Source organism: Nocardia panacis, from assembly GCF_003598715.1.
GTDB classification, from domain to species: domain Bacteria; phylum Actinomycetota; class Actinomycetes; order Mycobacteriales; family Mycobacteriaceae; genus Nocardia; species Nocardia panacis.
In genome coordinates, this window is sequence record NZ_QZFU01000055.1 from 176142 (window position 1) to 201068 (window position 24927).

23 protein-coding genes are annotated in these 24927 nt (G+C 67.9%); 12 read left to right on the forward strand and 11 right to left on the reverse strand.

Features of this window, described 5'->3' with window-relative positions:
• Positions 1–71: 71 nt before the first annotated feature.
• Positions 72–1040: a COX15/CtaA family protein gene (locus D5S18_RS33260; protein WP_120045100.1), complete on the forward strand. Its 969-nt coding sequence runs from the start codon at positions 72–74 to the stop codon at positions 1038–1040.
• Between the two features lie 24 nt (positions 1041–1064).
• Here D5S18_RS33260 and D5S18_RS33265 read toward each other — a convergent pair whose 3' ends face one another.
• Positions 1065–1412, reverse strand: a complete 348-nt coding sequence (locus D5S18_RS33265) for a hypothetical protein (RefSeq protein ID WP_120045101.1) — start codon at positions 1410–1412, stop codon at positions 1065–1067.
• A gap of 76 nt (positions 1413–1488) precedes the next feature.
• Between D5S18_RS33265 and D5S18_RS33270 the strand changes: the two genes are divergently transcribed.
• Positions 1489–2454, forward strand: a complete 966-nt coding sequence (locus D5S18_RS33270; RefSeq protein WP_120045102.1) for a quinone oxidoreductase family protein — start codon at positions 1489–1491, stop codon at positions 2452–2454.
• 1 nt (position 2455) lies between these two features.
• Here D5S18_RS33270 and D5S18_RS33275 read toward each other — a convergent pair whose 3' ends face one another.
• Positions 2456–3058 carry a TetR/AcrR family transcriptional regulator gene (locus D5S18_RS33275; RefSeq protein WP_120045103.1) on the reverse strand — a complete coding sequence of 201 codons (603 nt, stop codon included), beginning with the start codon at positions 3056–3058 and terminating at the stop codon, positions 2456–2458.
• A 189-nt stretch (positions 3059–3247) separates the two neighbouring features.
• Here D5S18_RS33275 and D5S18_RS36010 point away from each other — a divergent pair, with 189 nt between their 5' ends.
• Positions 3248–3658 (forward strand): FAD-dependent monooxygenase, encoded by a 411-nt coding sequence (locus D5S18_RS36010; RefSeq protein WP_239004168.1) that lies wholly within the window; start codon positions 3248–3250, stop codon positions 3656–3658.
• A 127-nt stretch (positions 3659–3785) separates the two neighbouring features.
• The gene (locus D5S18_RS36015) at positions 3786–3956 is read left to right on the forward strand and encodes a hypothetical protein (protein WP_239004169.1); all 171 of its coding nucleotides are present in this window, start codon (positions 3786–3788) and stop codon (positions 3954–3956) included.
• Here D5S18_RS36015 and D5S18_RS33285 read toward each other — a convergent pair.
• Positions 3949–4938 carry a heme o synthase gene (locus tag D5S18_RS33285; protein WP_120045104.1) on the reverse strand — a complete coding sequence of 330 codons (990 nt, stop codon included), beginning with the start codon at positions 4936–4938 and terminating at the stop codon, positions 3949–3951. The genes D5S18_RS36015 and D5S18_RS33285 overlap by 8 nt on opposite strands.
• A gap of 303 nt (positions 4939–5241) precedes the next feature.
• Here D5S18_RS33285 and tkt point away from each other — a divergent pair, with 303 nt between their 5' ends.
• The 7 genes from tkt (at position 5242) to D5S18_RS33320 (ending at position 14824) form a co-directional block, all read left to right on the forward strand.
• Positions 5242–7383 carry a transketolase gene (tkt, locus tag D5S18_RS33290; protein ID WP_120045105.1) on the forward strand — a complete coding sequence of 714 codons (2142 nt, stop codon included), beginning with the start codon at positions 5242–5244 and terminating at the stop codon, positions 7381–7383.
• Positions 7384–7390: 7 nt separating this feature from the next.
• Positions 7391–8515 carry a transaldolase gene (gene tal, locus D5S18_RS33295; protein ID WP_120045106.1) on the forward strand — a complete coding sequence of 375 codons (1125 nt, stop codon included), beginning with the start codon at positions 7391–7393 and terminating at the stop codon, positions 8513–8515.
• Positions 8516–8520: 5 nt separating this feature from the next.
• The gene (zwf, locus tag D5S18_RS33300; protein ID WP_120045107.1) at positions 8521–10086 is read left to right on the forward strand and encodes a glucose-6-phosphate dehydrogenase; all 1566 of its coding nucleotides are present in this window, start codon (positions 8521–8523) and stop codon (positions 10084–10086) included.
• The gene (gene opcA, locus D5S18_RS33305) at positions 10083–10991 is read left to right on the forward strand and encodes a glucose-6-phosphate dehydrogenase assembly protein OpcA (RefSeq protein WP_120045270.1); all 909 of its coding nucleotides are present in this window, start codon (positions 10083–10085) and stop codon (positions 10989–10991) included. The genes zwf and opcA overlap by 4 nt, the downstream gene beginning before the upstream one ends.
• On the forward strand, positions 10984–11709 hold the full coding sequence (pgl, locus tag D5S18_RS33310) for a 6-phosphogluconolactonase (protein ID WP_120045108.1): 726 nt from the start codon (positions 10984–10986) through the stop codon (positions 11707–11709). Before opcA ends, pgl begins: the two co-directional genes overlap by 8 nt.
• Positions 11710–11850: 141 nt before the next feature.
• A complete protein-coding gene (locus tag D5S18_RS33315) occupies positions 11851–14004 on the forward strand; it encodes a thiamine pyrophosphate-dependent enzyme (RefSeq protein ID WP_120045109.1) in 2154 nt (717 codons plus the stop codon).
• A gap of 91 nt (positions 14005–14095) precedes the next feature.
• Positions 14096–14824, forward strand: coding sequence for a tetratricopeptide repeat protein (locus D5S18_RS33320; RefSeq protein ID WP_147404340.1), 729 nt, complete (start codon positions 14096–14098; stop codon positions 14822–14824).
• On the opposite strand, the gene D5S18_RS33325 is transcribed toward D5S18_RS33320, so the two are convergent.
• The 4 genes from D5S18_RS33325 to D5S18_RS33340 form a co-directional block, all read right to left on the reverse strand.
• Positions 14775–15797: an alpha/beta hydrolase gene (locus D5S18_RS33325; RefSeq protein WP_239004170.1), complete on the reverse strand. Its 1023-nt coding sequence runs from the start codon at positions 15795–15797 to the stop codon at positions 14775–14777. The genes D5S18_RS33320 and D5S18_RS33325 overlap by 50 nt on opposite strands.
• Before the next feature lie 118 nt (positions 15798–15915).
• A complete protein-coding gene (secG, locus tag D5S18_RS33330) occupies positions 15916–16149 on the reverse strand; it encodes a preprotein translocase subunit SecG (RefSeq protein WP_120045112.1) in 234 nt (77 codons plus the stop codon).
• An 84-nt stretch (positions 16150–16233) separates the two neighbouring features.
• Positions 16234–17826 carry an MFS transporter gene (locus tag D5S18_RS33335; protein ID WP_120045113.1) on the reverse strand — a complete coding sequence of 531 codons (1593 nt, stop codon included), beginning with the start codon at positions 17824–17826 and terminating at the stop codon, positions 16234–16236.
• Between the two features lie 93 nt (positions 17827–17919).
• Positions 17920–18804 carry a DMT family transporter gene (locus tag D5S18_RS33340; protein WP_120045114.1) on the reverse strand — a complete coding sequence of 295 codons (885 nt, stop codon included), beginning with the start codon at positions 18802–18804 and terminating at the stop codon, positions 17920–17922.
• 352 nt (positions 18805–19156) lie between these two features.
• Here D5S18_RS33340 and D5S18_RS33345 point away from each other — a divergent pair, with 352 nt between their 5' ends.
• On the forward strand, positions 19157–19942 hold the full coding sequence (locus tag D5S18_RS33345) for an META domain-containing protein (RefSeq protein ID WP_120045115.1): 786 nt from the start codon (positions 19157–19159) through the stop codon (positions 19940–19942).
• A 52-nt stretch (positions 19943–19994) separates the two neighbouring features.
• Here the strand turns inward: D5S18_RS33345 and tpiA are convergent, their stop codons facing one another.
• The 4 genes from tpiA to D5S18_RS33365 form a co-directional block, all read right to left on the reverse strand.
• Positions 19995–20780, reverse strand: coding sequence for a triose-phosphate isomerase (gene tpiA / locus D5S18_RS33350; RefSeq protein ID WP_120045116.1), 786 nt, complete (start codon positions 20778–20780; stop codon positions 19995–19997).
• Positions 20781–21998 carry a phosphoglycerate kinase gene (locus tag D5S18_RS33355; protein WP_120045117.1) on the reverse strand — a complete coding sequence of 406 codons (1218 nt, stop codon included), beginning with the start codon at positions 21996–21998 and terminating at the stop codon, positions 20781–20783. It abuts the gene before it with no gap.
• A 4-nt stretch (positions 21999–22002) separates the two neighbouring features.
• A complete protein-coding gene (gene gap, locus D5S18_RS33360; protein ID WP_120045118.1) occupies positions 22003–23022 on the reverse strand; it encodes a type I glyceraldehyde-3-phosphate dehydrogenase in 1020 nt (339 codons plus the stop codon).
• A gap of 211 nt (positions 23023–23233) precedes the next feature.
• Positions 23234–24865, reverse strand: a complete 1632-nt coding sequence (locus tag D5S18_RS33365) for a GMC oxidoreductase (protein WP_120045119.1) — start codon at positions 24863–24865, stop codon at positions 23234–23236.
• Positions 24866–24927 lie beyond the last annotated feature (62 nt).

A 24927-nucleotide genomic window follows, 5' to 3' on the forward strand; every position in this document is an offset into this window, starting at 1 on the left:
CATTTCCACGAAACGACAAATTGTAGTAGACCGGCTGCGGGCGGTCGGGAGCCGGTCGCTACCATCGTTGCGTGCTGTATCGCGCCTTTCTGCGACTCGTCGACCGGCTCCCGCGCCCCACCCTGCGGGCGCAGCGCCTCATCGCGCTCGCGGTCCTCGCCTCGCAGGCCGGAATCTGCGTCACCGGCGCGGTGGTCCGCGTCACCGCCTCCGGCCTGGGCTGCCCCTCCTGGCCCGAGTGCTTCCCCGGCAGCTTCACCCCGGTCGGCGTCTCCGAGGTGCCGGTGCTGCACCAAGCCGTGGAATTCGGCAATCGCCTGCTCAGCTTCGCGGTGGTGCTGTGCGCGGCGCTGATCGTGCTCGCGGTCACCAGGGTGCGGCGCCGCCGCGAGGTGCTGGTGTACGCGTGGCTGATGCCCGGCGGCACGGTGCTGCAGGCCGTCATCGGCGGGATCACGGTGCGGGCCGGACTGCTGTGGTGGACCGTCTCACTGCACCTGCTGGCCTCGATGCTCATGGTCTGGTTGGCCGCGGTGCTCTACGCCAAGGTCGGCGAACCCGATGACGGCGTCGAGGTCGTCCAGGCCCCCGCCCCCCTGCGCTGGTTGACCGGTCTCACCGCCCTCGCCATGGCGGGCGTGCTCATGGCAGGCACCATGGTGACCGGCGCGGGTCCGCACGCGGGCGACAAGAGCATCACGCGGCCGGTGCGGCGGCTCGAGGTCGATATCACCACGCTCGTGCACCTGCACGCCGAACTGCTCGTCGCCTACCTGGCGCTGCTGATCGGACTGGCGTTCGGTCTGCTCGCCATCGGCGTCTCCCGCGCCGTGCGGATGCGGGTCTTCGTGCTGCTCGGGCTGGTGCTCGCGCAGGCGCTGCTCGGTCTGGTGCAGTACCTCACCCACGTACCGGCGGTGCTGGTGGTATTCCACGTCGGCGGCGCGACCGTGTGCATCGCCGGGACGGCGGTGCTGTGGGCCGCGCTGCGCAGCCGCGAGAAGATCGAGACGGTCGCACCGGTCGGCGAGCCCGCCTGAGCGGAACCGGCCGACCGGAGCCGGTTATTCGTTGCGGGCCTTGGGGAATCGCGTCTGACCCGCGACCCAACCCGCCATTTTGGCCCAGTGCCCGCGCCGGGGCGTGACGATCGAGGTGAGTTCGCGATCCCATTCGTCGGCCTCGGTCAGCCCGTCCACGATTTCGACGAGCCTGCGCGCGGCGGCGAGATCGACCACCACACGATCCCCCAGGATCCCGTCCGAACCGACCAGGGTGACCCGCACGCCCGCGCGGCCGATCGGCTGCAGCACGGCCGTGGCGGCGCCGCCGTGCTCGGCGACGAATCCCTTGACCGAATCGATGACCGAACCCGGCAACTGCGGCGGGGCCGGGGCGACAGAAGCACTCATGGGCCGAAGTTTACCGGCCGGTAGTAAGTCCGCCCAGCCGGGCGGCCCGCGAACCCACGGTGTAGAACTGGAATCCATGCGCGCCATTCAGGTTTCCGAAAACGGTGGTCCAGAGGTCCTGAGGTATGCGGAGGTCGCCGACCCGCAACCGGGTCCGGGCGAACTGCTGGTGCGCACCGAGGCCATCGGCGTCAACTTCATCGACACCTACATCCGCATCGGCCGCTACCCCACCGCACTGCCCTACATTCCGGGCGCGGAGGGCAGCGGCGTGGTGACGGCGGTGGGTTCGGGCGTCACGGAATTCACCCTCGGCGACAGGGTCGCCTGGGCCGACGCCAAGGGCAGCTACGCCGAGCAGGTCGTGGTCAACGCGGCGGCCGCCATTCCGGTGCCCGCCGGGGTGAGTCCCGCCGTCGCCGCTTCGGCGCTGCTGCAAGGGATGACGGCGCACTACCTGATCGAATCCATCTACCGGCCCGAACGCGGCGAGACGGTCCTGGTGCACGCGGGTGCGGGCGGTGTCGGCCTGATCCTCACCCAATTGGCGGTCGCGCGCGGCGTTCGGGTCATCACCACCGTGTCCACCGACGAGAAGGCGGCGCTCTCGCGCGAGGCGGGCGCGGCCGAGGTGCTGCGCTACGACGACGACCTGGCCGAGCGGGTGCGCGCGCTGACCGACGGGATCGGCGTCGCCGCCGTCTATGACGGGGTGGGCGCGGCCACCTTCGAGGCGAGCCTCGCCGCACTGCGGGTGCGCGGCATGTTGGCGCTGTTCGGCGCGGCCAGCGGGCCGGTGCCGCCCTTCGATCTGCAACGTCTCAATGGTGCGGGCTCACTGTTCGTCACGCGCCCCAAGCTCGGCGACTACACCCGCGACCGCAACGAATTGCTGTGGCGCGCGGGCGATGTCCTCGCCGCCATTGCCGACGAATCGCTGCGGATCCGGATCGGCGCGACCTATCCGCTGGCCGAGGCCGAGCAGGCGCATCGTGATCTGGAAGGGCGCAAGACCACCGGATCGATCGTGCTGCTGCCGTGAATCAGAAGTCGCGGCCGCTGAGTCCCCGGTAGACGAAGCGGGTCAACGCGTCGACGGCCTGTTCGTCCGTGAGTTCCAGCGCGCCTTCCTCGACGGCCTGCAGCAGGCTCTGGGTGAGACCGAACATCATGGCGAGCGCCACCTCCGGCGCGGCGGGCAGGGTGGGGCCTTCGGCGCCGAAGCCGTCGAGGTGGTCGAGGATGTCGCGGCGCTGCCGGACGGCGAATTCCCCCGCGCGCCGGGCGAATTCGTCGTCGACCAGGGCCGCCTGCTGTATCGACCGGTAGACGGCCCAGTGTTTGCGCGCCGCCAGCCAGAACTGCTCGATGTGCAAGCGCACGGCCGCCGGGTCGGTGAAATCCGGATTGTGTGCGGCCGTCTCGGCGCTGAGGTCGCCCTCGGCCGCGATGTCGTCGAGCAGTTCCTGGAGCAGTTGCTCCTTGCCGGTGAAGTGGTTGTAGAACGAACCCGCCGCGCGCCCGGCCGCCGCGGTGATATCGGTGATCTTGGTATTGAGGTAGCCGCGCTCGGCGAATAGCCGCCTGGCCGCGGCTTTGAGCGCCTGCTCGGTTTCTGCCGAGCGTTCCTTGCGGCTCTGTGACATGAAATCACCTCCTTGACAGCGAAAGGTAGCAACTCCAATACTGAAACTGCATTCACTGAATATAATTTCAGCAACTGGGAGGAGTCATCATGTCGCCGCGCGCACTCATCGCCGGCGCCGGACCCACCGGCCTCACCGGTCTTCGACGACCTCGGCGTCCTCGACGCCATCGCGGCCGCGAGCATTCCGGTGCCGAGCACCCGCGTCACCCTCGACGGACAGGTCGTCGACGAGCGCCACTTCGCCGCCAGAGTCGACCCGACCCCGGACGTCCCCTACCCCAACGCGCGGATGCTCGGACAGGCCGATATCGAGGCCGTGCTGCGCGCCCGACTCGCCGAATTCGGCGTCACCGTCGAACTGTCCACGGCCCTGGTCGATTTCACCGCGGGCGATAGGGGTGTCACGGCTCTACTCGACGGGCCTGCGGGCCGCGAACAGGTGCGGGTCGACTATCTGGTCGGCGCGGACGGCGGGCGCAGTACGGTGCGAACCGTCCTTGGCATCCCCTTCGAGGGCAGTACCGACGATTCGCTGCGCATGCTGCTCGGCGATGTCCGCGCCGACGCGCTCGACCACGACCATGCCCATCACCGGTGATCGCGCACCCGACGCACCTGTGAAAGACGCGGCCGGACAAACGATCCGACTGTTCGATCTGTTCCGGGGGCCGCATGCGACACGGCTGGTCTTCGGCGAAACGGCAGGTGCACCAGGTGAATTCGTCATGCCACCGTGGACCCTCAGCACCGGCGTGCGGACCCGCACGATCGCTCGACCGGGCGGATCAGGCGATCTGATCGATGCCGAGGGCCACGCCTTCGCCGCCTATCACGCCGTCGACGGCACCGATATCCTCGTCCGCCCCGATGGCTACCTGGGCGAGCGGATCAGCTGAAGAAGCTCCCGACGGTATCCCAGCCGAGAACCGAATCCACCGCCAGACCGCAGAACACCACGGCCAGATAGTTGTTCGACTGCAGGAACAGTCGCAGCGGCTTCACCGATTCGCCACGGCGCACGCCCGCGTAGAGCTGATGGGCCATGAGCAGGAACCAGGCGCCCGCCACCAGCGCGACCGCCGTGTAGATCACGCCGGTGGCGGGGGCGAGGGCCAGCGTGGTCAGCACGGTGAGCCACGTGTAGATGACGATCTGCTTGGTGACCTTCTGCTCGGTGGCCACCACCGGCAGCATGGGCACGCCCGCCGCGCGGTAATCCTCCTTGTAGCGCATGGCCAGCGCCCACGTGTGCGGCGGAGTCCAGAAAAAGATCACGCCGAACAGGGCGATGGCGGGCCAGCCGATACTCCCCGTGACGGCCGACCAACCGACCAGTGCGGGCATACATCCGGCGGCCCCGCCCCACACCACATTCTGCGAGGTGCGGCGCTTGAGGCCGAGGGTGTAGACGAAGACGTAGAAGAGGATGGTGACCACGACGAGCACGCCGCTGAGCAGGTTCGCCTGCCACCACAGCCAGGCGAAGGAGGCCGCGCCGAGCAGCACACCGAAGACCAGGGCGTGCGAGGTGGGCACGGCGTCCCTGGCCAGCGGGCGCTTGGCGGTGCGCTTCATGACCTTGTCGATATCGGCGTCGACCACGCAGTTGAGGGTGTTGGCGCTGGCCGCGCCCATCCAGCCGCCGAATAGGGTGGCCAGGATCAGGCGGATATCGATATGGCCGCGGTCGGCCAGCAGCATGGTGGGAATCGTTGCCACCAGCAGCAATTCGATGACGCGCGGCTTGGTGAGCGCGATATAGGCGAGCACGCGCCGCAGCAGTCGGGCCGGTAGGCCCTCGCCCTTGATCCGGTCGGCCTGCGCCGTCGCTGAGGAGCCGTGCGCACCATGGCCACCCGGCTTTTCACCGATCCGCACTGTCTCTCCTCGCACGCTGTGCATCTATCCGGCATGAACAAGCAGTGCGCCCTGCCCTGCTGATCATGCGGTCCGGAGCGACAACTACTACAGGGGATGGTAGACCCATCGCCGTCCCCGACCCGCCATCGGCCCTCGCGCGGCGACTGGATCGACCGACACCGCGGGATGTGAATAGCCGACACGGCTGTGGATGTAAGCCGGGTTACCGACAATCCTTTCACCGGGCACATCTAGGGTGGAACCGGTACGCCGCCAGTACGCGAAAACACCCGACGAAACCATGTCAGGAGAACTCCGGTCGTGTCAGTCACAGACGACATCCGCGCCCTCACTCAGCCGAACCACCCGGACGACTGGTCGGAGCTGGACACCAAGGCCGTCGACACGGTTCGGGTACTGGCCGCCGACGCGGTACAGAACGCGGGCAATGGCCATCCCGGCACCGCCATGAGCCTCGCTCCCCTCGCCTACACCCTCTACCAGCGGGTGCTGCGGCACGATCCGCGCGACCCGCACTGGGTCGGCCGGGACCGCTTCGTGCTGTCCTGCGGGCATTCCAGCCTCACCCAGTACATCCAGCTGTACCTGGCCGGATTTGGGCTCGAGCTCACCGATCTCGAGCATCTGCGCAAATGGGGTTCGCTGACCCCCGGCCATCCCGAGTACCGGCACACCGACGGCGTGGAGATCACCACCGGCCCGCTGGGCCAGGGTCTGGCCTCGGCCGTCGGCATGGCGATGGCCGCGCGCCGCGAGCGCGGCCTGTTCGATCCGGACGCCGCACCGGGCAGGAGCCCGTTCGATCACTTCATCTACGCCATCGCCTCCGACGGCGACCTGGAGGAGGGCGTCACCTCCGAGGCGTCCTCGCTGGCGGGCACCCAGCAACTGGGCAACCTGGTGGTGATCTACGACGACAACAAGATCTCCATCGAGGACGACACCACCATCGCCTTCACCGAGGATGTGGCCGCGCGCTACGCCGCCTACGGCTGGCACGTGCAAACCGTCGAGGGCGGCGAGAACGTGGTGGCCATCGAATCCGCCATCGCCGCGGCCAAGGCGGAGACGGGCAAGCCGTCGATCATCGTGCTGCGCACCGTCATCGGCTACCCGGCCCCCACCAAGATGAATACGGGCGCCTCGCACGGCGCCGCGCTGGGCGCCGACGAGGTCGCGGCCACCAAGCGCGCGCTGGGCTTCGATCCCGACAAGAGCTTCGATGTCGATCCGGCCGTCATCGCCTACACCCGCAAGGTCGTCGAGCGCGGCGCGGCGGCGCACGCCGCCTGGCAGGTCGGCTTCGACGCGTGGGCCGCGGCCAACCCGGAGCGCAAGGCCCTGTTCGACAGGCTGGCGGCCCGGCACCTGCCCGAGGGCTGGGCGGCGAATCTGCCGGTGCACCAGCCGGATCCGAAGGGTATGGCCACCCGCAAGGCGTCGGGCAAGGTGCTGGCCGCGCTCGCGCCGGTCCTGCCCGAACTGTGGGGCGGTTCGGCCGACCTGGCCGAATCGAACCTCACCACCATGCCCGGCGAACCGAGCTTCGGCCCGGAATCCATCTCCACCGGCATGTGGAAGACCAACCCCTACGGCCGGACCCTGCACTTCGGTGTGCGCGAGCACGCGATGGGCGCGATCCTCAACGGCATCGCGCTGCACGGCCCCACCCGCCCGTACGGCGGCACCTTCCTGGTGTTCAGCGACTACATGCGTCCGGCGGTGCGACTGGCCGCGCTCATGCGGGTGCCCGCCATCTACGTCTGGACCCACGACTCCATCGGCCTCGGCGAGGACGGCCCCACCCATCAGCCGATCGAGCATCTGGCGGCGCTGCGCGCGATCCCCGGCCTGAATGTGGTGCGCCCCGGCGACGCCAACGAGACCACCTACGCCTGGCGCACCATCCTCGAACGCGACAGCAGCGAGCGCACCTCGCACTTCTCGGTCTCCGAGCCCGCACACCAGGACGGCCCGTCCGCACTGGCGCTCACCCGGCAGGATCTGCCGATCCTCGAGGGCACCAGCTTCGAGGGTGTTGCCAAAGGTGGGTACATCCTGGCCGAGGCGTCCACCGCAACGCCGCAGGTCATCCTGATCGGCACCGGTTCGGAACTGCACCTCGCGGTCGAGGCCCGCACTAGGCTGGAAGCGCAGGGCATCGGAACCCGCGTGGTGTCGATGCCGTGCGTCGAATGGTTCGACGCGCAGGACCGCGCCTACCGCGACGAGGTGCTGCCGCCCGCCGTCGCCGCCCGCGTCACCGTCGAAGCGGGTATCGCGATGCCGTGGCATCGGTTCGCGGGCGACCGGGGCGAAATCGTCTCGATCGAGCACTTCGGTGCCTCGGCCGACTACAAGACCCTGTTCCGCGAGTTCGGTATCACCACCGACGCCGTTGTAGCCGCCGCCGAGCGCGCGGTCGAGAACGTGAAGGGATAAAAAGTCCATGGCACAGAACGAGAACCTCGCCGCCCTCTCGGCCGCCGGTGTATCCGTCTGGCTCGACGATCTGTCCAGGGACCGGATTCGGTCCGGCAACCTGGCCGAGATGGTGAGCACCCGCAGCGTGGTGGGCGTGACGACGAACCCGACCATCTTCCAGGGCGCGCTCAGCAAGGGCCACTCCTACGACGAGCAGGTCAAAGCCCTTGCCGCACAGGGCGCCGACGCCGATGCCGCCGTTCGCACCATCACCACCGACGACGTGCGCGCGGCCTGCGATGTGCTGGCCGGGGTGTACGAGGCGTCCGGCGGTGTGGACGGCCGGGTCTCCATCGAGGTCGACCCGCGCTTGGCCTTCGACGCCGACAAGACCATCGCCCAGGCCATCGACCTGTGGAAGACCGTCGACCGGCCCAACCTGTTCATCAAGATCCCGGCCACCGAGCCGAGCCTTGGCGCCATCACCGCGGTGTTGGCCGAGGGCATCAGCGTCAATGTGACGCTGATCTTCTCGGTGCAGCGCTACCGCTCGGTCATGGGCGCGTACCTGGAGGGTGTGCGCAAGGCCAGGGCCGCCGGGCACGATCCCGCCAAGATCCACTCGGTCGCCTCCTTCTTCGTCTCCAGGGTCGACACCGAGATCGATAAGCGGCTCGAGGCCATCGGCACCCCCGAGGCGCTGGCGCTGCGCGGCAAGGCCGCGGTCGCCAATGCCCGGCTCGCCTACGCCGAGTACCAGGACGTGTTCGATGGCGGCGCGCACACCTCCGTCTACAGCAACCTGGCCTCGGCGGGGGCGAACCGACAGCGTCCGCTGTGGGCCTCCACCGGCGTCAAGAACCCGGCCTACTCCGACACGCTCTACGTCACCGAGTTGGTCGCGCCGAATACGGTGAACACGCTGCCGGAGCAGACGATCGAGGCCATCGCCGATCACGGCGAGATCCGCGGCGACACCGTCACCGGCACCGCCGCCGAGGCCCAGCAGGTCTTCGACCAGTTGGCCGCCGTCGGCATCGACCTCGACGACGTCTTCGCCGTCCTGGAACGCGAGGGCGTGGAAAAGTTCGAGAAGTCCTGGGAGGAGCTGCTTTCCGCGACCGCAGCCGAATTGTCGGGAAGTAACTGACCGAGATGGCAGAAACCACCCTGGCGTGGCGCAACCCGCTGCGCGACGAGCGAGACAAGCGCCTGCCGCGTATCGCGGGTCCGTGCAGCATGGTGATCTTCGGAGTCACCGGCGACCTGTCGCGCAAGAAGCTGATGCCCGCCATCTACGACCTGGCCAATCGGGGGCTGCTGCCCCCCGGTTTCGCACTGGTCGGCTTCGCCCGGCGCGACTACGCGAACGAGGATTTCGCCGAGGTGGTGCTGGACGCGGTGCGGGCGCATGCCCGCACCCCGTTCCGCCAGGAGGTCTGGGATCACCTGGCCGAGGGCATCCGCTTCGTCCAGGGCACCTTCGACGACGACGCCGCCTTCGCCACGCTGGCCGACACCCTGGCCAAGCTGGACCAGGAGCGCGGCACCGGCGGCAATCACGCCTTCTACCTGTCGATTCCGCCGAATAGCTTCCCGGTGGTGCTCGACCAGTTGTCCCGGCACGGTTTGGCCAAACCCAACGGCCCGCAGAAGAATGCCAACGGCGGGCAGGAACCGTGGCGGCGGGTGGTGATCGAGAAGCCGTTCGGGCACGACCTGACCAGTGCGCGGGAACTCAACGCCCTGGTCAATCGGGTCTTCCCCGAGGAGACGGTCTTCCGCATCGACCACTACCTCGGCAAGGAGACGGTGCAGAACGTCCTGGCGCTGCGCTTCGCCAACCAACTGTTCGACCCGATCTGGAATGCCAACTACGTCGACCACGTCCAGATCACCATGGCCGAAGATATCGGCCTGGGTGGGCGCGCGGGGTACTACGACGGTATCGGCGCGGCCCGCGACGTCATCCAGAATCATCTGCTGCAACTGCTGGCGCTCACCGCGATGGAGGAGCCGATCAGCTTCCATCCGACGCAGTTGCAGTTGGAGAAGATCAAGGTGCTCTCGGCGACCAAACTCGTCGAACCCCTGGACGAGACCACGGCGCGCGGCCAGTACGCCGAGGGCTGGCAGGGCAGCGACCACGTGGTCGGCCTGCTCGAGGAGGAGGGTTTCGACCCCAACTCCACCACCGAGACCTACGCGGCGATCACGCTGGAGGTGGACACCCGCCGCTGGGCGGGCGTCCCGTTCTACCTGCGCACCGGCAAACGCCTGGGCCGCAGGGTCACCGAGATCGCGGTGGTGTTCAAGCGCGCCCCGCACCTGCCCTTCGATCAGACCATGACCGAGGAGTTGGGGCAGAACGCGCTGGTCATCCGGGTGCAGCCCGATGAGGGCATCACCATGCGCTTCGGATCGAAGGTGCCGGGCACGGGAATGGACGTGCGCGATGTGAATATGGATTTCAGCTACGGCGAGGCATTCACCGAATCCTCCCCCGAGGCATACGAGAGATTGATCCTCGATGTGCTGCTCGGGGAGCCGTCGCTGTTCCCGGTCAACGCGGAGGTCGAATTGTCCTGGCGCATCCTGGATCCGGTGCTCGACCGCTGGGCCGCCGATGGCAAACCCGAACAGTACGAGTCCGGGACCTGGGGTCCGGCCTCGGCCGATGAGATGCTCGCCCGCACCGGGCGGGAATGGCGGCGGCCATGATCGTCGATATGCCCGACACCGATACCGGTGAGGTCACCAAGCGACTGGTGCAGCTGCGGGAGAGCAACGGCGTCATCACCATGGGCCGGGTGCTCACGCTGGTGGTGTGCACACTCGACAGCTCCGAGGCCGAGGACGCCATCGCCGCCGCCAATGACGCCAGCCGCGAACATCCGTGTCGCGTGGTCGTTTTGGCGCGCGGCGACCGCGAGGCCGCGACCCGGTTGGACGCGCAGATCCGGGTCGGCGGCGACGCGGGCGCGGCCGAGGTCATCGTGCTGCGCCTGCAAGGTGAGCTGATCAGCCACGAGAGCAGCGTGGTCATCCCGTTCCTGCTGCCCGACACACCGGTGGTGGCGTGGTGGCCGCGCGGCGCACCGGAATTCCCGTCCAGGGATTCGGTCGGGCGGCTGGCCACCCGACGCATCACCGACGCCACCTTCGCGGCGGATCCGCAGTCCGCCATCAAGAAGCGGCTCGCCTCCTATGCCAGCGGCGATACGGATCTGGCCTGGAGCCGGATCACCTATTGGCGCGCGCTGCTCGCCGCGGCCATCGATGAGCCGCCGCACGAGCCGGTCGCCTCGGTGATCATCTCCGGTCTGCGCGAGGAACCCGCCCTGGATATCCTGGCCGGCTGGTGCGCGGCCCGGCTCGGCTGCCCGGTGGTGCGGCGCACCGGTCCGCTGCGGGTGGAATTGCACCGCCCGAGTGTCTCGATTTCCCTCGAGCGTCCGCAGACCGGCCGCACCGCGACCCTCGCCCGGACCGGCGATCCCGATCAGCGCATCGCGCTGGCCCGCCGGGAGACCAACGAATGCCTCGCCGAGGAGTTGCGCAGGCTCGATCCGGACGAGATCTATGCCGAGGCGCTGGCGGGCATCGAGAAGGTGACCTATGAGTGACCATGAGATCTTCGCCGACACAGCGGCTTTGGTGGCCGCCGCGGCCGCCAGGTTCGTAGCGGTGGTCGAGGCCGCGCAGGCCGCGCGCGGGTCGGCGTCGGTAGTGCTGACCGGCGGCGGGACCGGAATCGGGCTGTTGGAATTGGTGCGCGCGCAGCCGGGCGCGATCGACTGGTCGCGACTGGATGTGTTCTGGGGTGACGAGCGGTTCGTGCCCGCGGGCGATCCGGAACGCAATGAACTGCAGGCCCGGCAGGCCCTACTCGATCACGTACCCGTCGATCCGGCGCGGGTGCGTGCCGTGGCGGCCTCCGACGGCGAATATCCGGACCCGGTCGAGGCGGCGGCCGAATATTCGGCGGCGGTGCACGCGCACCTGGCCGAGCACGGCGCGTTCGACCTGCACCTGCTCGGTATGGGCGGTGAGGGGCATGTGAATTCGCTGTTCCCGCACACCGACGCGGTGCGGGAGGCGCACGAACTGGTGGTGGCGGTGACGGATTCGCCGAAACCGCCGCCGGTTCGGGTGACGCTCACCCTGCCCGGCGTGCGGCGGGCCAGGCATGTGGTGCTCGTGGTCGGTGGCGCGGCCAAGGCCGAGGCGGTCGCGGCGGCGCTCGATGGCGCCGAGCCGGTGGATATTCCGGCGGTGGGCGCGCTCGGATCGGAATCCACCACCTGGCTGCTCGATCAGGAAGCCGCCGCCCGGCTCAGCTGAGATACTTCGGATTTCCCACCCGTTTCACACAAGATCACCGCGCGCGACGGGTATTTGCCGGTATTGTTCCGGAATACGCTGGCGGACTGAGTATTCGAGCCACGGGTATTCGAGCCCTGGCTCCTTGGCGGTGAGGGTGCCATGACGGAAGAACTGGACGAGCGGTTCCGCACGGAGGTCTCGGCACTCGCCGCCGCGCCCACACGGTCGCTCAGCGCGACCGTCGCGGGCTACACCGGGGCGGAGCTGGTGGAGTTCTTCGAATCCCAGTCGGCCAGTAGGCGCCTGGATCTCGCGGCCCGGCGACTGGGCGCCGAGCGGCGCGGCTACTACAGCATCGGCTCCTGCGGACATGAGGGCAACGCCGCGCTCGCCATGGCCCTGCGCCCCACCGATCCCGCACTGCTGCACTATCGTTCGGGCGCGTTCTTCGTGCAGCGGTGTCGGCGGATCGCCGGACTCGATCCGATTCGGGATGTGCTGCTCGGGGTGGTCGCGGCCGCCGCCGACCCCATCTCCGGCGGCAGGCACAAGGTCTTCGGCAGCAAACCGGCGAGCATCATCCCGATGACCTCCACCATCGCCTCGCATCTGCCGCGCGCGGTCGGACTCGCCTTCGGCATCGAACGCGCGGCGCGGCAGGGGATCGCGAGCGAATGGCCGTCGGATTCGGTGGTGCTGTGCAGTTTCGGCGACGCGTCGGCGAATCATTCGACGGCGGTCGGCGCGATCAATGCCGCGATTCACACCGCGCACCAGGGAGTTCCGCTGCCGCTGCTGTTCGTGTGCGAGGACAACGGGATCGGGATCAGTGTGCCCACCCCGCCGGACTGGATCGAGATCGCCTATGGTCGGCGGCCGGGGCTGCGGTATTTCACGGCCGACGGGTGTGATCCCCTTGCCGCGCTGACGGTCTCCGCGCAGGCGGCCGAGTGGGTACGGGTCAATCGCAAGCCCGCGTTTCTGCGACTGCGCACGGTCCGGCTGCTGGGTCATGCCGGGTCGGATGTCGAAGCGGCGTATCGGCGGCCCGCAGATATCGCGTCGGATTTGGGACGCGATCCGCTGCTCGCCACCGCGCGCCTGCTCGTCACGTCGGGGTATTTGCGGCCCGAGCAGGTCATCGACCGGTACGACGCGATCGGGCGACGTGTCGCGGAAACGGCCGAATCGGTGTGCCTCGAACCGAAATTGGTCTCGGCTGCCGCCGTACTGGCGCCGCTCGCCCCGGCGCACCCGGACGCTGTTCGTGCGGAGGTGCGGCGCACCGCGGCCCGGTCGGTAGACCTTCCGGTGACACTGGCGCAGGCGATCAATCAGACCCTCGCGGATCTGCTTGCCCGCGACCGCGACATCCTGGTGTTCGGCGAGGATGTCGGTCGAAAGGGCGGCGTCTACGGGGTGACCAAGGGGCTGCGCAAAACCTTCGGCGCGCGCAGGGTTTTCGACACCCTCCTCGATGAGCAGAGCGTGCTCGGCACGGCATTGGGGACGGCACTGGCCGGATTCGTGCCGATTCCGGAGATCCAGTATCTGGCCTACGTCCACAATGCCGCCGACCAGATTCGCGGTGAGGCGGCGACGCTGCAATTCTTCGCCGCCGGGCGGTATCGCAATCCGATGGTGGTGCGGATCGCGGGCCTGGCCTATCAGAAGGGGTTCGGCGGGCACTTCCACAATGACAATTCCGTTGCGGCCCTGCGGGATATCCCCGGCCTGGTGCTGGCCGCGCCTGCCCGCGCCGATGACGCGGCGGCCATGTTGCGGACCTGTGTGGCGACGGCGCGGGTGGACGGGCGGGTATGCGTATTCCTGGAGCCGATCGCGCTCTATCACACCCGCGACCTGTACGCGGCGGGTGACGAGGCTTGGCTCGCACCCGATTCCGGCGCGCATATCCCCATCGGCAGTGCTCGCTGCTATGGCGACGGAGCGGATTTGACGCTGGTCACCTTCGCCAACGGTGTGCCCATGAGTCTGCGGGTGGCGGCGCGGCTGGCCGAGCGCGGTATTCGGGCGCGGGTGCTCGACCTGCGCTGGCTGTCCCCGCTGCCGGTCGAGGATCTGGTGCGCCATGCCGTCGCCACCGGGCGGGTGCTCGTTGTCGATGAGACCCGGCGCAGCGGCGGTGTCAGCGAATCCGTGTGCGCCGCACTGCTGGATGCCGGGTTCGCGGGTCGTCTCGCGCGGGTCGCGAGTGCGGACAGTTTCGTGCCGCTGGGTCCGGCCGCCGATACCGTGCTGTTGGACGAGGCTGAGATCGAGGCTGCCGCCGACAAGCTGCTCGCCGGCTGAGGGGGCCGGCCCTCCTACCTGCGCTCCGGCCGCGAGTCTTGCAAAGCGTGTAGTGTAGATCGGTTCGGCCGATGAACATGTGGAGGCTGCGGTGCAGGTCGGGGATGTGCTCATCAGACGCGAGGATTCCGGCGAATGGTCGGTGGTCAAGGTTCTCGCGGTGGACTCCTGGCCCGATGGAGCACCCCTGCTGCACTGTCTGATGTACCGGGCCACCGCCGAACCGCCGACCCCCGCCACGGTGCCCTCGCTGGAGGTGCTCGCCTATCACGCGCCCCTGCGCCCCACCGCATTTCGCGGCGACTGGTCGGTCCTCGGCTCCTCGCCCGTCATCCAGGGCGACCTGATCGGCTTCCACGAATATCTCAAGCGCGTCGACTTCCAGCGCTATCTGGAGGCCACGGGCCAGGATCTGGAAACGGTGCTGACCCGTGCCAATTCACACTACGCGGCGGGTGGCGAACTGACCCTGCTGCGCCGCTACCGCGAGGCCATCGACGAATACACCAGGGCCACCGACCTTTTCCCGCTATTCCACGAGGCCATCGACCGACGCGGCTTCAACTACATGCACCTGGGTGACTATCGGCGCGCCCTCGACGATTTCGACCATTCGCTGCACCTCAATCCGGATGGTGAAGCCGCCTGGTTCGCCAGCGGCGAATGTCTGTTGCGGCTGGGCGATCTGGCGGAGGCGGAGGAGGTGTTCGCGACGGGTGCGCTGGATTCGACCCAGTACCGCGACCGGCACGAACAGTATCTGGCGCGGGTCAGGGAGTTGCGCGCCGAGCAGTCGCCGCCGACCGCTCCGTGCGCGTGAGTGCGCCGAGATGGGCTAGCAGCAAGCCGTTTACTTGATCGGTGCGTTCCAATTGTACGAGGTGGCCCGCGCGCGCGATCCTGGTCACCGCGCGCAGGTCGGTGACGTGGGTGCGCAGGGTGGTCAATGGATCTCGGCCGCTGAAGCCCGCCATATCCAGATCGCGGGCGCCGTAGAGGAAGAAGGTGGGTGTCGCGACCGTCGCGGGCAGTCCGGCGCTCGACTCCCAGTTGCGGTCGATGGCGCGATACCAGTTGAGTCCGCCGGTGAATCCGGTGCGCACGAATTCTGCGGCCAGCGTGTCGAATTCGGTCTTGGCGAGCCACGGCCACGGCAGCGGGGGCGCGGTGGGCAGCACGTCGAGGTAGCCGTTGCCTTCGGGCGGGAAGCGCCAGATGTCGAAATAGTCGTAGTCGGCGCTCAGCGCGTAGTAGAGGCGGGCCAGGAAATCCCTGGGCCGATCAGCCAATTCGGCATCGGCCGGTCCCGGTCGCTGGAAATAGTCCAGATGCAGGAAGTGCCTGCGCGCGGCCATGGCCCACAATTCGCTCGGTTTGCGGGTGGTGCGGGGCGCGTAGGGGTTGTTGAGCACGATGAGCGCGCGGATCCGCTCCGGCGCCCGCCGCGCCAGCTCCCACAGCAGTGCCGCACCGAAGTCCAGTCCCACGAAAACCGCGCGCTCGGCGCCGATTTCGTCGAGTAGGCCCAGCAGGTCGGCACCGGCCTCGACATTGGTGTAGGCCGCAGGGTCCTCGGGGGCGTCGCTGCGACCGTAGCCGCGCATATCCGGGGCGATGGCCCGATATCCGGCGGCCGCCACCGCGGCCATTTGCCGATGCCAGATGTACCAGGTGTGCGGGAAGCCGTGGCAGAACACCACCGGATCGCCGGCACCCTGCTGGGCGACATGCAGTCGAATGCCATTGGTTCGCACGAATCCGGTGCTCAGCCGCACGGCCGCCTCCCCAGTCACTGGAACACGTCCGAGTGTACGTGCGCGGCCCGCTCCTCGCCGGACAGCACAAAACGGCCGGACCACACGGGGTCCGGCCGAAATGCCTGGCGCGCCGGGTGCTTCCCGGCGGATCAATTCAGGAGAACTTGATTTCCAGCCCGATGCCCAGAATCGAGATGACCCAGATCAGGCCGGTGAAGATGGTGATCCGGTCCAGGTTCTTCTCCACCACGGTGGAGCCGGACAGGCTCGACTGCACGCCGCCGCCGAACAGGCTGGACAGACCCCCACCCTTGGCCCGGTGCAACAGCACCAGCAACACCAGCAGCACGCTCGTGATGATCAGGAGGATATCCAGGAACATCTTCATGCGGGCCAGTCTAGGCGGGGCGCGGTTTGTCTCCACAGCCGGGCAGTCCTGTTCCCGGCCCGAACACACAGCCGGGCGGTCCCGTCAGTGGGCGTCCACGGCCACCAGGTGGATCTGCGGCTCTCCGGTGGCGAATTCGGCCACACCCTGCTCGAACTGCTGATCCTGCGCGGTCAATCGGATCTGGTGCTGATGCATGTGCTCGGCCCAGGAACGCACCACGAACGCCTCGATATAGCGGTCCACCTCGCCGACATCACGGTAGAGCCGCCACTCCATCGCACCGGTCCGCTGCATCGAGCGACCCACCTTGGCCATGGCGGCGAGGAATTCCTCCAGTTTCGGCTCCGGCACGTCGTAGCGGCGCAGCACCAGGACCGGACCGTCGGTGGGATCGGGTTCGACCACCAGTTCCGGATCAGGCCAGAAGGCGGTGGGCGTCAGGTCGACCTGTTCGGCATTGTGCCGGATCGGCAACCACAGCGTGCTCAGCGCGCAGCCCGCGAGCAGCGCCGCCGCCGCCAGCAAAGCCGCCTCCGGTCCGAACGCGCCGGCCACCAGACCCCAGATCAGCGACCCGATCGCCTGACCGGCCATGAACACCAGCAGGTACACCGACATGCCGCGCGCCCGCACCCACGCGGGCAGCAGCAGCTGCATGGTCGAATTCAGCGTGGACATCGACAGCATCCACGCCAGACCCGCGCCGACCAGCAGTATCAGCACCAGCGCGACACTGTGCGACAGCGCCGCGCCCGCGCACGCCGCGCCGAACAGCACCGCCGCCAGCGCCAGCCGCTGGGTGGGGGTCAGCAGCACCCTGACCCTGGACAGGCTCAACGCGCCGACGACCGCGCCGACGCCGAGGGCGCCCAGCAGCACGCCGTAGCCGGAGGAGTTCAGTCCGAGCCGGTCGCGGGCGATGACCGGGAGCAGCGCCCAGATGGCGCTACCGGGCAGCACGAACAGGATGCTGCGGTAGAGCACCTTCCGAATCGACGGCGCGGACCGGACGAACCGGGTGCCCGCCTGCACCGCCGCCAGTGGTCGTTCACTGGGCAATTTCTGTGTGCGCGCCGGTCGACGCCAGATCGCCAGCACCGCGACGATCCCGGTGAACGACAGCGCGTTGAGCGCGAATACCACCGTCGGCCCGAACAGCGACACCAGTACACCGGCCAGCGCAGGCCCCAGCGCCCGCCCGATATTGAAGTTCATGCTGCCCAGCGCCGCGGCGGCCGGAATCTGTTCGCGCGACACCAGATCCGGTTGCAGGGCCTGCCAGGCGGGCGCGGTGAGCGCCTGCCCGCAGCCGAGCAGGAACAGCAGGATCAGCAGCACCGACGGGGTGAGATGCCCCGAGGCGGTGAAGACCGCGAGCACCACGGCCAGCACCGCCATCGCGGACTGCGCGGTGAGCAGCAGCCTGCGCCGATCCACCAGGTCGGCGATGACACCGGACGGTATCGCCAACAGCATGACCGGCAGCGTGAGCGCCGTCTGCACGAACGACACCAGTGCCGCCGCGTTCGGCTCATCGACCAGGATCCACTGCGCGCCGACGGTCTGCATCCAGGTGCCCAGGTTGGAGACCAACTGCGCGATCCACAGCGCCCGGTAAACCTTGGATCGCAACGGCGCCCAAGTGGATGTGCTCGGGGCCGTCGCGGTGCTCATTACCACGAGCTTACTGTGGGCACTCCAGTCATCCGATGTTTCAGTTGGCCATCTCACGCGGCAGCGGGCCTGCCGCGGCGTCGCGGCGCGACACTATTTCGCGCGCGCCGCGAGCAGCAGAGCCAGAACCAGCAGACCCGCGCCGACGAGGCCGGCCGGGGTGAGGCGTTCGCCGAGGACGATCGCGGCGAGGATCGCGCCGGTAAGGGGTTCGAGCAGGGCCATGACGGCGGCGATACCCGAGCCCGCGGCGGGCAGGCCCTTGAAGTAGCAGGTGTAGGCGGCCGCGGTGGGGATGAGGCCGAGTGCCAGCAGCAGGATGAGGGATTCGACCGTCACCGCGAAGGTGGGTGCGGTGGCGGCGGCGAACGGCAGCAGCAGCAATGCGCCGCCGGAGAAGCCGAAAGCCGTGGTGGCCATGGGATCGAGACCGGCCACCGGTTTCGCGCCGACGACGGTCATGGTGGCGAATCCCGCCGCCGCCGCGACGGCGAGCGCGACACCGAGCAGCATGCTCCCCGACGCGTGGGACGGGACACCGACGAGCAGGGCCAAGCCGCACACGGCGAGGCCGATGGTCGTGACGCGGTCGCGATCCAGTGCGCGGCGGCCCGTCAGATGGTCCAGTAGCGCGACGATGACCGGTGACGTGCCGATGGTGGTCAGGGTCGCGACGCTCACCGAGGAGGCGGCGACCGCGCCGAAATAGGTCATCTGAAACCAGGCGGCGAGGCAGGCGACGACACCTATTCTGCGCCAGGCCAGGGGATTTCGCGGCAGCGGCCGTCGCGTGACCGCCAGCGCGGCGAGCAGCAGCAGACCACCGACGCCGAGGCGGCAGGCGGCCACCGCGATCGGGGACAGTTCGGTGGCGCGACCGAGCAGGCTGCCGAGCAGACCGCCGAAACCCCAGAGGGTCGCGCCGAGGACGAGGAAGATCAGCCCGGAACGCCGGGCCGTGGGCAGTGCGGTGGACATGGCGGATTCGCGCTCCTGCGACGGGATCGCGACGAAAAGCCCTGCGGCAGGTCGCGATCGAGGAATGAGAGGTCGCGGATGCGAGGTGCGTGCGAGATCGCCGGGCCTGGTGCACGCGGGATCACCGAGAGAGCGCACTCACCTACTGCGGTGGCGCGCTGCGGAATACACCTCGCTCAGGAGGCAGGGGGCGGGGTGATGGGAAAGCACCGGTGCACAAGGCGATCCTAACGGTCTCCCCCTGGGCGAGCCGCGCGGGTTTCCGAAAACCAGAATGTGACACATCGCTCGGTCGGTTCGCGACAGACGTGTCTGCCGGGTCGACACGCGCCGTATCAGTAGCATTCGCGGCATGTCGGCTAAATTTCCACGGCTCGGCCCCTTGGTTCTGCTGGCGCTGTGCGCCCTCGCCGCGTGTTCGCGCGGCGATTCCGAGGCCGCGCAAGCCGAACCGACGCCCATGGGTCGCACCTTCGTCTCCACCGAGATCCAGGGCGCGCCGATACCCGGCGGCGGCCCGCTGACGCTGACGTTCAAGGACGGCCGCATCTCGGCCGACGCGGGTTGCAATCCGCATTCGGGCGCGGTGGCCCTCGACGATCACAAGGTGCACGTCACCGGGATGGCCAGCACGCTCATGGCCTGTCCCGGTGAGCGGCAGGGCGCGGACGAATGGCTCAATGGCCTGTTGAATTCGCGCCCCACCTGGCGGTTGGACAAGGCGACGCTGATCCTGCAGGGCGACAACCTGACCGTCACGCTGCTGGACAAGAAGGTCGCACTGCCGGATAAGCCGATCCAGGGCACCACCTGGATCGTCACCGCGCTCATCACCCCCGACGCGCAGATCCGCTCGCAGGCCATCGACGAGGTCAAGCCCACCCTCACCATCACCCCCGACGGCGTGGTCTCCGGTCAGGCGGGCTGCAACCGGATGACCGGGCGGGCCGCCGTCGCGGGCGCCGAACTCACCTTTCAGGTCGGCGCGACGAAGATGCTGTGCTCACCGGAGGTGATGGAGGTGGAGCAGCAGGTGTTGCGAACGCTGGACGGCAAGGTGAACGCGAGCGTCGACGCCGATGTGCTCACCCTGCGCAAACCCGATGGCAGCGGACTCATCCTGCACGCCGAACAGTGAAGCGCGGCCCGGCGCCTCCGAAGAGGGTTGCCGGGCCGCGCCTGTGCCGTACTCAGAGAATCGGTCCGCCCGCGGCGATGGCCGACAGGGTGGCGAATTCGTCACCCTTGAGCGAGGCGCCGCCGACCAGCGCGCCGTCGACATCGGTCTGCGCGATCAGCTCGCCGACATTCTTGGCATTCACCGAGCCGCCGTAGAGCACCCGCACGCCCGCCGCGACCTCGGCGCCGGCCAGCTCGACCAGTTCCGCGCGGATCGCACCGCACACCTGCTGGGCGTCGGCCGGGGTGGCGACCTTGCCGGTGCCGATGGCCCACACCGGTTCGTAGGCGATGACGACCTTGGCGATCTCCGCCGCCGAGAGCCCCTTCAGCGAACCGCGCAACTGCTCGAGGTTGTGCTCGACATGGGTTTTGGCCTCGCGCACGCCCAGACCCTCGCCGAGGCACACAATCGGTGTCATGCCGTACTTGAGCGCCTGCTTGGCCTTGGCGAGCACGGTGGCGTCGTCCTCGCCGTGGTACTGCCGACGTTCGGAATGTCCGACGACCACGAAGGTGCAGCCGAGCTTGGCCAGCATGGAGCCGCTGATCTCGCCGGTGTAGGCGCCCTCGTCATGTGTCGAAACATCCTGCGCGCCATAGGTGATGCGCAGTTTGTCGGCATCGACGAGCGCCTGCACGCTGCGCAGATCCACGAAGGGCGGGATGACCGCGACGTCGACCCGGTCGAAGTACTTATCGGGCAGCGCGATCGCGATCTTCTGCGTCAGGGCGATGGCCTCGAGGTAGTTGAGGTTCATCTTCCAGTTGCCCGCGATGAGCGGTTTACGTGCCATCTAGTTGGCCTCTTCCAGAACACTGATGCCCGGAAGTTCTTTGCCCTCCAGGTATTCCAGCGATGCGCCGCCGCCGGTGGAGATATGACCGAAACCGTCCTCGGGCAGCCCGAGCGCGCGCACCGCCGCGGCCGAATCGCCGCCGCCGACGACGGTGAACGCGCCCTTGCCGGTCGCGGTCACGATGGCTTGGGCGACCCCGCGGGTGCCCTCGGCGAAGTTCTCGAACTCGAACACGCCCATGGGGCCGTTCCAGAAGATGGTCTTCGCCTCGGTGAGCAGGGCCGCGAACCGCTTGACCGACTCCGGACCGATGTCCAGACCCATCCAGCCTTCGGGAATCTCGTTGGCGGATACCACCTTCGACTCCGCGTCGGCCGCGAACCTGTCGGCCGCGACGATATCCAGCGGGAGGTGGATGACATCACCGAAGCGCTCGAGCAGATCCTTGCAGGTCTCGATCATTTCCGGCTGCAACAGCGAGGTGCCGACCGAAAGACCTTGCGCGGCGAGGAAGGTGAAGCACATACCGCCGCCGATGACGAGGGTGTCGACCTTCGGCGCGAGCGATTCGATCACGGCCAGCTTGTCGGAGACCTTGGATCCGCCGAGCACCACCGCGTACGGGCGCGCCGGATCGGCTGTCAGGGTGCGCAGCACCTCGACCTCGGCCGCGACCAGCGTGCCCGCGTAGTGCGGCAGCAGTTTCGCCACGTCGTAGACCGAGGCCTGTTTGCGGTGCACCACGCCGAAGCCGTCGGAGACGAAAGCGCCGTCCTCGCCGACCAATTCGACCAGTGCGCGCGCCAGTTTGCCACGTTCGGCCTCGTCCTTGCTGGTCTCGCGCGGATCGAAACGAACATTCTCCAGCAGCAGCACATCGCCGTCGGTCAGGCCCTCGGACCTGGCCAGCGCGTCCTGACCCACCACATCGCCCGCGAGTTGGACATTGCGACCCAACTCCTCGGCCAGTCGCGCCGCGACCGGTGCGAGGGAGAACTTCGGATCGGGCGCGCCATCGGGGCGGCCCAGGTGCGCGGTGACGACGACCTTGGCCCCCGCCTCGACCAGTGCCCGCAGGGTGGGCACCGAGGCGATGATCCGGCCCGGATCGGTGATGACCCCGTTGTCGAGGGGGACATTCAGGTCGGAGCGCACCAGCACGCCCCGACCTTCGACGCCCTCGTTCAGGAGGTCCTGCAGCATCTTGACCGTCATGCGATCAGAGCGACTTGCCGACGAGGCCGATGAGGTCGGCCAGGCGGTTGGAGTAGCCCCACTCGTTGTCGTACCAGGAGTACACCTTCACCTGGTCGTCGATGACCTTGGTCAGCGGCGCGTCGAAGATCGAGGAGTGCGGATCGGTGACGATATCGCTGGACACGATCGGGTCGACGCTGTACTTGAGGATGCCCTTCAGCGGACCCTCGGCGGCCGCCTTGAACGCGGCGTTGATCTCCTCGACGCTCGCCTTCTTGGCCAGGTCCGCGGTCAGGTCGGTGATCGAGCCGGTGGGCACCGGCACGCGCAGCGAGTAGCCGTCGAGTTTGCCGTTCAGTTCGGGCAGCACCAGGCCGATGGCCTTGGCGGCGCCGGTGCTGGTTGGCACGATGTTCAGCGCGGCGGCACGGGCGCGACGCAGATCCTTGTGCGGGCCGTCCTGCAGGTTCTGGTCCTGGGTGTAGGCGTGGATCGTGGTCATCAGGCCCTTGACGATGCCGAATTCGTCATTGAGCACCTTGGCCAGCGGACCCAGGCAGTTGGTGGTGCAGGACGCGTTGGAGATGATGTTCTGGCTGCCGTCGTACTTGTCGTCGTTGACGCCCATGACGATGGTGATGTCCTCGTCCTTGGCGGGCGCGGAGATGATCACCTTCTTGGCGCCTGCGGCCAGGTGGCCCTTGGCCTTGGCCGCGTCGGTGAAGATGCCGGTGGATTCGACCACCACGTCGACGCCGAGGTCGCCCCACGGCAGCGCGGACGGACCCTCCTTGATGGCCAGCGCCGTGATGCGCTGATCGCCGACGACGATGGTGTCGGTGCCGTCGAGCGACACGTCCTGCGGCAGCCTGCCGAGGATCGAGTCGTACTTGAGCAGGGTCGCGAGGGTCGCGTTGTCGGTGAGGTCGTTGACCGCGACGATCTCGATATCGGTGGTGCCCAGCGCCTTCTGCGCCTGCACCGCCCGGAAGAAGTTGCGCCCGATACGGCCGAAGCCGTTGATGCCTACCCGGACAGTCACGTTATCGCTCCTCAGCTTTCCAGCGGATCATTCCAGATGCCGCCCCCCACCCTAGTGCCCGCCGGTGCGCTCGCCCACACGTGCCCGGCATCCTCGGGCCTCCGATGCCTGGTCAGACGCCCAACGGCGGGTCGGGAAGGGGTGACCCACCGTTGGGCAAATTGTCCGTTTCTGCTGGAAAATGGCCTATACCAAGGGTTTCCGGCCGCGACTAATGCAGGTCGGTGGCGATGACCTTGGCCATATTCCGCTCGGCCAGCGCCGTGATGGTCACGAACGGGTTGACCCCCACGCTGCCGGGGATCAGCGACCCGTCCACGACGTACAGGCCCGGATACCCGTTCAACCTGCCGTAGTTGTCGGTGGCCGAGCCGAGCAGACATCCGCCGAGCGGGTGGTAGCAGAAGTCGTCGCCCCAGGTCTTGTACACCCCGAACAGATCGGTGCGGTACGAGGTCAGGGTTTTGCTGTTGATCTTGTCGAAGACCCGTTTCGCGGCGTCGATAGATGGTTGCGCCTGTCCGGCAGACCAATCCAGGCCGACCTTGCCGCTACCGCTGTCAAAAGTGAAGTTCGCTCGATTCGGATTCTTGGTGATCGCCAGGTACAGGCTGATCCACAGTTCGGTGCCCGCCGGGAACGGCGCGATCTCGGCGAAGACCGGACCCGCCGGATCATCCCAGTTATCGATGCCCATCGCCGGAATCGCGGACTGATTGCCACCGGTGAGTTTCGAATTCGCCCGTCCCACCATCACATTGCCGTTGTTGCCCCAGCCTGCGCCGACGGTATCGCTCAGATTGGGCAGCTTCCCGGTCGCCTTCATCGCGACCAGCAATTTGCTGGTGCCGACGCTGCCCGCCGCGAAGAACACCCGGTCGGCCGTCACGGATTTGGTCGCCACCGTCGCACCCGAAGTATTGATCTGGGTCATCGTGACGGTGTACCCGCTGCCCGGACCCGCCGTCACGCCGGTGACGGTGTGCAGCGCGGAGATGGTGAGTTTCCCGGTGCGGGCCGCCTCGGCGAGATAGGTCTTGTCCAGGCTCTTCTTGCCGTAGTTGTTGCCGTAGATGACCTCGCTCGCCAGGGCCGATTTGGTCGCGGAGCCCGCCGCCTCCCGCTGCATATACCCGAAGTCGTAGACATTGGGCACGAAGGTGGTCGCGTATCCGGCCGCCTGCGCGTCGTCGCGCCCGACCCTGGCGAACTGGTACCACTCGGTGCTGTCGAACCAGGCGCTGTCCATATTGTTGACGCCGAGTCCCGCGCTCGCGCGCGGAAAGTACGTGCCGTACATCTCGCCCGCGTCCACCGAGGGCAGAATCTGTTCGAAGTACGGACGTTTGGGAATCACGGCCATACCGCCGTTGACCAGCGAACCGCCACCGACACCACGTCCCTGATAGACGCGCATGGCGCCGAAATCCTCCGAATCCAACACTCCCGCATAGGAATCGATGTCCTTGTTGACATCGGAGCCGATGAACCAGCCGACGGGTTGATCGGTGCGATTGCGGAACCAGGATGATCGACCGTCCGGTTTGAGCATGCTGCAGAAGATCTTTCCGTCCGCACCGGGTGTGGTCCAGTTCTGCCCCATCTCGACGATATGGGTGTCGATACCCGCCTGCGTGAGCCGCAGTGCCGCGACCGCGCCGCCGTAGCCGCTGCCGATGATCAGGGCGGGAACATGCGCCCCCGGCGAGATATCGGCGTGTGCGGCGACCATCCGGCGCGCGGAGAGCGCCAATGCGGCAATAGTGACACCTGTTCCTGCTAGAAAACCCCGTCGATTGATTGCGGTGAATCCGCTGGCCCTGCGGGCATTTTCACTGATCATCTCGAGTCCTCGTCGACTAGTGAATGAGAACTCGTTATACCTGCCAATGACAGGCTGACTAT

What these genes read in the sequence shown, in the direction of transcription:
- D5S18_RS33340 (WP_120045114.1), bottom strand. Translation starts at nt 18,804, where the DNA reads ATGTCCACCGCACTGCCCACGGCCCGGCGTTCCGGGCTGATCTTCCTC.
- opcA (WP_120045270.1), top strand. Translation starts at nt 10,083, where the DNA reads ATGATCGTCGATATGCCCGACACCGATACCGGTGAGGTCACCAAGCGA.
- tal (WP_120045106.1), top strand. Translation starts at nt 7,391, where the DNA reads ATGGCACAGAACGAGAACCTCGCCGCCCTCTCGGCCGCCGGTGTATCC.
- D5S18_RS36015 (WP_239004169.1), top strand. Translation starts at nt 3,786, where the DNA reads ATGCCACCGTGGACCCTCAGCACCGGCGTGCGGACCCGCACGATCGCT.
- D5S18_RS33270 (WP_120045102.1), top strand. Translation starts at nt 1,489, where the DNA reads ATGCGCGCCATTCAGGTTTCCGAAAACGGTGGTCCAGAGGTCCTGAGG.
- zwf (WP_120045107.1), top strand. Translation starts at nt 8,521, where the DNA reads ATGGCAGAAACCACCCTGGCGTGGCGCAACCCGCTGCGCGACGAGCGA.
- D5S18_RS33335 (WP_120045113.1), bottom strand. Translation starts at nt 17,826, where the DNA reads ATGAGCACCGCGACGGCCCCGAGCACATCCACTTGGGCGCCGTTGCGA.
- D5S18_RS33265 (WP_120045101.1), bottom strand. Translation starts at nt 1,412, where the DNA reads ATGAGTGCTTCTGTCGCCCCGGCCCCGCCGCAGTTGCCGGGTTCGGTC.
- D5S18_RS33355 (WP_120045117.1), bottom strand. Translation starts at nt 21,998, where the DNA reads ATGACGGTCAAGATGCTGCAGGACCTCCTGAACGAGGGCGTCGAAGGT.
- D5S18_RS33315 (WP_120045109.1), top strand. Translation starts at nt 11,851, where the DNA reads ATGACGGAAGAACTGGACGAGCGGTTCCGCACGGAGGTCTCGGCACTC.
- pgl (WP_120045108.1), top strand. Translation starts at nt 10,984, where the DNA reads ATGAGTGACCATGAGATCTTCGCCGACACAGCGGCTTTGGTGGCCGCC.
- D5S18_RS33345 (WP_120045115.1), top strand. Translation starts at nt 19,157, where the DNA reads ATGTCGGCTAAATTTCCACGGCTCGGCCCCTTGGTTCTGCTGGCGCTG.
- D5S18_RS33365 (WP_120045119.1), bottom strand. Translation starts at nt 24,865, where the DNA reads ATGATCAGTGAAAATGCCCGCAGGGCCAGCGGATTCACCGCAATCAAT.
- D5S18_RS33275 (WP_120045103.1), bottom strand. Translation starts at nt 3,058, where the DNA reads ATGTCACAGAGCCGCAAGGAACGCTCGGCAGAAACCGAGCAGGCGCTC.
- secG (WP_120045112.1), bottom strand. Translation starts at nt 16,149, where the DNA reads ATGAAGATGTTCCTGGATATCCTCCTGATCATCACGAGCGTGCTGCTG.
- tpiA (WP_120045116.1), bottom strand. Translation starts at nt 20,780, where the DNA reads ATGGCACGTAAACCGCTCATCGCGGGCAACTGGAAGATGAACCTCAAC.